Source organism: Stenotrophomonas capsici (assembly GCF_034961085.1).
GTDB lineage: Bacteria > Pseudomonadota > Gammaproteobacteria > Xanthomonadales > Xanthomonadaceae > Stenotrophomonas > Stenotrophomonas capsici.
The window spans coordinates 1-4981 of the sequence record NZ_JAYFUH010000127.1 but is presented as its reverse complement, the minus strand read 5'-3'; the positions used below and the strand labels follow the sequence as shown (position 1 = coordinate 4981).

The 4981-nt window shown below is 69.1% G+C and carries 4 protein-coding genes; 2 read left to right on the top strand and 2 right to left on the bottom strand.

Annotated features, from left to right (window positions below):
* Both VA603_RS09675 and VA603_RS09670 read right to left on the bottom strand, forming a co-directional pair.
* Nucleotides 1-1734 (bottom strand): lytic murein transglycosylase (locus VA603_RS09675; protein WP_425603684.1); only part of this gene is annotated, 1734 nt, incomplete at its 3' end.
* Nucleotides 1735-1951: 217 nt separating this feature from the next.
* Nucleotides 1952-2344 (bottom strand): YchJ family metal-binding protein, encoded by a 393-nt coding sequence (locus VA603_RS09670; RefSeq protein WP_323438677.1) that lies wholly within the window; start codon nucleotides 2342-2344, stop codon nucleotides 1952-1954.
* A gap of 85 nt (nucleotides 2345-2429) precedes the next feature.
* Between VA603_RS09670 and VA603_RS09665 the strand changes: the two genes are divergently transcribed.
* Both VA603_RS09665 and VA603_RS09660 read left to right on the top strand, forming a co-directional pair.
* Nucleotides 2430-3209: a sulfite exporter TauE/SafE family protein gene (locus VA603_RS09665; RefSeq protein ID WP_132864099.1), complete on the top strand. Its 780-nt coding sequence runs from the start codon at nucleotides 2430-2432 to the stop codon at nucleotides 3207-3209.
* A gap of 101 nt (nucleotides 3210-3310) precedes the next feature.
* The gene (locus VA603_RS09660) at nucleotides 3311-4945 is read left to right on the top strand and encodes an EAL domain-containing protein (RefSeq protein ID WP_132864098.1); all 1635 of its coding nucleotides are present in this window, start codon (nucleotides 3311-3313) and stop codon (nucleotides 4943-4945) included.
* The last annotated feature ends 36 nt before the right edge of the window (nucleotides 4946-4981 follow it).

Here is a 4981-nt window from a genome sequence, read left to right as displayed (position 1 = left end):
CAGCGCCTGGGTGATGCTGGTGGGCTGGGTGCCGGTGTTCTCGGTGGTCAGCTCCTGCTCCAGCGTGCGGCCGATGCGCAGCACCATCTGCAGCTTGAGGTTGAGGTTGTCCAGCGGCGGCGGCGCCAGGGTCAGCACGAGGCTGCCATCGGCCTCGCGGCGGGCATCGCGCAGTTCCCAGGCCACGGTGCGGACGAAGCCGTGCGAAGGCACGTCGTTGCCCTGCCCCTGGCGCGAGAAGTACGGCCAGCACACCGGGCTGCCACCGCGGATGGGCGTGGGCGGTTGCTTGGCGTTGGGCGATAGCCACATCACGTCCTGGCCGCCCTTGGGTACGAAGGACAGCAGCTGGCCACCGAACACGCTGATGGCGGCGGTCGAGAACGGCGTTTCCACCTTCCAGGCGGTGAAGCCATTGAAATCGCCTGTGCTCAGGCCCTGCACATCCTTCATTGCGAGATTGCTCCGTACGATCGGGGATTGGACGAGTTGGGGGTAGTTGGCCGGCAATTGGAACGCCGTGGGCGCCGCCGGTTTCGCGTCGCGCAGCGCCTGCAGGATGCGGGTGCCGGCACGGCCGTCGGCGGACTTCCAGCCCAGCCGCTGCTGTTCGAGCTGGATGGCGCGACGGCTGGCGGTACCGATCATGCCGTCGGCCGCACCGATGGCATGGCCGCGTGCCAGCAACAGGGTCTGCAACTGGCGGCGCTCGTCACGGCCCAGGCCCGGGTCGTCGGTGGGCCAGGCGGCGCGCAGGCCGCTGCCGCCATGCAGGCGGTCGGCCAGGGTGGCGATGGCGAGCGCATAGCTTTCGGCGGCGTTGTAGGAATAGATGGCGTCGTAGTTGCGGAACACCAGCAAGGCTGGGCCCTTGGCGCCGGCTGGCAGCAGCAGCGCGGCGTTGGCGTCATCGGTAATGGCCGGGACCTGCAGTGGACTGCCATCGACCAGGGTGATGCCGCGTGTGCGCCAGTCCGCCAGCGGCTTGCGCTGGGTGCGTCCGGCCAGGCTGGCATCGAAGCCGGCCGGAACGCGTACTTCCACGCCCCAGGGCTGGCCGGTGCGCCAGCCGGACTGCTTGAGGTAGTTGGCGGTGGAGGCCAGTGCGTCGGGGATGCTGGCGACCAGGTCGCGACGGCCATCGCCATCCCCGTCGACCGCGATGCGGGCGTAGGTGGAGGGCATGAACTGGGTATGGCCGAAGGCGCCGGCCCACGACCCGGTGAGGCCGGCCGGATTGAGGTCGCCCTTGTCGAGCAACTTGAGCAGGGCCAGCAACTCGCCCTTGAAGAAGGCTTGGCGGCGGCCGTTGCAGGACAGCGTGGCCAGCGACTGCAGCAGCGGGCGCTTGCCGAACACGCGGCCGTAGTCGCTCTCCACGCCCCAGACCGCGACGACGGTGGCCGGATCGACGCCGTATTGGGTGGCGATCCGCTCGAGCAGCGCGCGGTGCTCGGTGAGGCGGGCGCGACCGTCGTTGATGCGCTGGGTGTCGACCAGTGAGGCCAGGTAGTCCCAGATCGGCGTGGTGAACTCGGGCTGGGCGTCGAGCAGCGGCAGCACGCTGAGGTCGGGGCTGACGTCGGCGAACCATTGGTCGAAGCGTTCGGCGCGGATGCCCTGGGCGGCGGCGCTGGTCCGCAACGCGGTGCCGCAGCTGCCGAAGTCGCTGGTGGCCGCCGCCGCGGACGTGGCCAGGGTGAGGACGGCCAGTGCCGAGGCTGCGCGCATCATCAGGGGTGCTTTCATCGGCCGGGCTCCTTGCGTGGTGCTTGATGATACGCGGAGCGATGGAAGGGGCTGGCGGTTCGGGAGTTGGGGTGACTGGAGCCGCGCGGCTCCTGTTGCGCCGTCGTCGTGTGCTGCGTTGGGTCGTCAGCGCTGAAAGCGACCCCTCCCCGGCCTCCCCTTGGCGTTGCCAATGGGAGGGGATGAGAAGCGGGGTTTGGGGCTACACGGCGTCGAGGTAGTACCAGCGGCCGTCGATGCGTTGGAAACGGCTGTGCTCGGCCATCTTCACCGCGCTGCCGCCGCCGACGCGGTAACGGGCGATGAATTCGACCTCGGCCGTCGCCTCGCCGGTGACGAGGTGGCGCTTCACGCCCAGGCCCAGCCATTGGGTGCGCTGGCCGGGTGCGTCTTCCAGCGACAGGGTTTGCGGGCGGGTGTCCGGGTGCCAGCTGGCCAGCAGGTAGTCCACGTCCTTGAGCACGTAGGCGCTGTAGCGCGAACGCATCAGTGCCTCGGCATCGGGAGCGGCTTCGCCGGCATGGTAGCGGCCGCAGCAGCGGGCGTAGGTGAGCGCCCGCCCGCAGGGGCACGGTGAGGTCGGTGTGATCTGCATGGCGCATTTTCTCACCGATGCCACCTGCCACTCCAGCGGGCCCGGCAAGGGCGCGTATGCTGTCGCGCCCTGCGCCGGAATCCCCATGCTGGAACTGCTGCCGCCCGAGCTGCCCTGGTTGCTGGTGATCGCCTTCATCGCCGGGCTGGTGGATGCGGCGGTCGGCGGCGGCGGGCTGATCCAGCTGCCGGGACTGTTCACCACCCTGCCCCAGCACACCCCGGCGGCCCTGCTGGGCACCAACAAGTTCAGCTCGATGTTCGGCACCGGCGCGTCGGCCTGGCGCTATGCGCGCTCGGTGCGCTTCCCGTGGCGGCCGGTGCTGCTGGCCGCGGCGGCGGCATTCGCCTGCTCGTTCCTGGGCGCGACCGCGGTGACGCTGCTGTCCAAGGATGCGGTGCGTCCGCTGGTGCTGACCCTGCTGATCGTGATGCTGGGTTACACGCTGGCCAAGAAGGATTTCGGCGCGATGCACCGGCCCCGCGAAGTCGGGCGCCGGGAGCTGGTGATCGCGCTGGTCATGGGCGGGGTGATCGGCTTCTACGATGGCTTCTTCGGCCCGGGCACCGGCAGCTTCCTGATCTTCCTGTTCGTGCGCTTCTTCGGGCTGGATTTCCTGCGGGCCTCGGCCGCCTCCAAGGTGGTGAACCTGGCCACCAACGTGGCGGCGATCTCGTTCTTCCTGCCCAGTGGCAACGTGCTGCTGGTGTTCGCCGTGCCGATGGCCGTGGTCAACGTGCTGGGCGCGGTGACCGGCACCCGGCTGGCGCTGCGCGGCGGTACTCCGTTGATCCGTAAACTTTTCCTGGTGCTGGTGGTGGTGCTGATCACGCGCATGGCCTGGGACACCTTCAGCGGCCCGTGACGGCGCCTGCACATGGCTGAATCCCGGCCGCTGAAATTCCGCCGGATCCATCACATAGTCGCGGCCGAGGATCCGCCGCCGGACGCAGGGAAGGGCTTGGGATGAAGAGCCGATATCGTATTGCCGCATTGCTGCTGCTCACCGGCATGCTGCTGGCCTGCCTGCCGGTACTGTTTTCGGCGCAGCAGGCGCGCAAGCAGGCAATCCGGGAACGGTTTGCCCAGCTTGATGACACCGCCGCGCACCTGGAACGCCAGGTCCGCGATACCGCCAGCCTGCTGCGGCAACTGCGGCAGCAGATGCATGCCCGCAGCGACGACCCCTGCAGTGCCGAAGGCGTGGCGCTGATGCAGCGATTCGTGATGAGCTCGCAGATCGTCAAGAGCGCGATGTTCCTGGACGGCACCCGGGTGCTCTGTTCCTCCAACAGCGCGGTGACCAACAACCTGCTGCTCGGGCCGCCGCCGGTGGTCCAGCCCGACGGCACGCTGATCCATTCGCAGGTGCGCATCCGCGGCATAGCGCAGCGGCAATACGTGCTGCTGGTCAAGGATGGCTACGGGCTGCTGGCGTACCCGGACGGCCTGATCGCGCCGTTCTCCCGCCCCAACGTGTCGATGGGGTTGTTCAGCACCCACACCGGCGCGTGGCTGGCGCGCTACGGGCACCTGCAGGAAGCCTGGGCCGCGGCCAACGGCCCGGCCGCCGGCCAGGCGCATTACCTGGACATGGACAGCGGCTACATGGTGGTGCGGCGGGTGGTGCCGCCGGGGACCACCGGCACGGTCGTGGCCAGCCCGCTGGCGTCGATCGACACGCGCGTGTCGCAGTTCGCGCATTGGTTCCTGCCGGCCGGCGTGCTGGCCGGGCTGGTGGTGCTCGGCGCGGCCTGGCTGATCAGCCGGCGCCAGCTCTCGGCCCGTGCCGAACTGCTGCATGCGATCAACAAGGGGCACCTGTTCCTGCTGTACCAACCGGTGTTCGACCTGGTCGATGACACCTGCGTGGGTGCCGAGGCGCTGCTGCGCTGGCAGCACGAGGACGGCAAGGTGGTGACGCCGGACCTGTTCATTCCCTTCGCCGAGGACGCCGGGCTGATCCACCTGGTCAGCCGACGCGTGCTGGAACTGGTGGTCAAGGACCTGAGCGGCTTCCTGCGCCAGCATCCGGGCTTCCACATCAGCGTGAACCTGTCCCCGCAGGACCTGCAGTCGCCGCGCACCCCGCGCCTGCTGGCCGACATGCAGGCGGCGATCGGCCCGGGGTGCGGCTGCTTCGTGGTCGAGGCCACCGAGCGCGGCCTGCTGGAGAGGACCAGCGCCCTGGAAGTGCTGCTGGCGATCCGCGGACTGGGCATCGAGCTGGCGGTGGATGACTTCGGCACCGGCTACTCCAGCCTCTCCTACCTGACCACGTACCCGTTCGACATCCTCAAGATCGACAAGAGCTTCACCCATACCGCCTGCACCGAATCGGTGACCAGCAGCGTGGCCGACCACATCATCGACCTGGCCCGCAGCCTGGGCATGCGGACGTTGGTGGAAGGCATCGAGACCCGCGAGCAGGCCACGTTCTTCCGCCAACGCGGCGTGCGCTACGGCCAGGGCTACCTGTTCAGCAAGCCCCTGGGTGCGGCGGAGCTGTTCGCGTTCGTGCCCGCGCATTCGCGCCCGGACCAGCATGCCCGGCCGGCACCGGTTGGCCCCCTGCCCCGGCGCCGGCCAACACCGGATTGATCGACCTCAATGCATTGCTCCACTGATGCGGCGATG